We start from the raw sequence: 1,010 nt of genomic DNA on the forward strand, positions 1-1,010 counted from the left end.
CTAGATGAGTGAGTCCAAGGGGTACTGTTGCACTCAGTGATCGTAGGCGGTCAGTGATCGCTTGATCGGCTGTCCGGTTTTGTCGTTGTGCCAGATCACCGCTGTGAGTGCGAGGATCCGGCACAAGACGCGGGCCGCCACCCCTGCCAGGCTCTTGGCGCCGTGTCGTTCGAGGTCGAGCTGGCCTTTGAAGGTCTGGTTAACCGACTCGATGACCTGCCGTAGCGGCTTGAACAAGTGTGCCCCGGCCCGCTCGGGTTCGCCCTTGCGGGCCGGCCGCAGCAGTTCCAGGTGACGCTCGGCAAGGTCATGCTCGAACTCGCGGCCGTAGTAGTTCTTGTCGCCGATGATCGTCTGTCCGGGATGGGAGGCGGTCACGTCGGGTGCGGTGTCGAGCATGTCGCGCAGTGTCTCGCGTTCGTCGGCCTTCGCGCCGGTCAGAGCGAACAGGACCGGCAGCCCGCCGATCGTGCACACCAGGTGCAGCCGCAGGCCCCAGAAGTACCGTGAGTGCGACGCGCAGTAGCCGTACTGAGCCCACCCGGCCAGGTCCGAGCGCTTGGCTGTCTCGCGGGAGCAGCCGCAGCCGACGGGGGTGGAGTCCACGAGCCACACGTCGTCGTTCCACAGCGAGGTGTCACGGGCCAGGATCCGGATCATGCTGGTGAGCAGCGAGGACGCGGAGCGCAGACGCTTGCTGTAGCCGGACTGCCGGGGCACGTAGGGGAACAGGCCGCGGAAGTCCCGGTCGACGCGGCGCAGCCAGCGCCGCTCGGAGGTGTAGCCGAGCAGCGCTGACATCACCGCGAGCGTGAGCAGTTCCGCATCACTGAGCGTGGGCGCGAACCCGATCTTCGGGCGCCAGGGGGCCAGCCACGGCGAAGCCTTCAACTCGTCGTCGATCCGGGCATAGAGTGCCGTTGCGAGGGTGTCCAGGTCTTTCGTCACACATCGACAGTGGGCGCCCTCGCGCCATGTTCGCAGGCGAACCCTTGGACTCATTCATCTAG

1 protein-coding gene is annotated in these 1,010 nt (G+C 66.0%); it reads right to left on the bottom strand.

The window, feature by feature from the left end; all coding sequences use genetic code 11:
* Positions 1 to 33: 33 nt before the first annotated feature.
* On the bottom strand, positions 34 to 948 hold the full coding sequence (locus AC27LF_RS45505; protein WP_479657034.1) for an IS982 family transposase: 915 nt from the start codon (positions 946 to 948) through the stop codon (positions 34 to 36).
* Positions 949 to 1,010: the final 62 nt, after the last annotated feature.

This window comes from Streptomyces diversicolor (genome assembly GCF_057537855.1).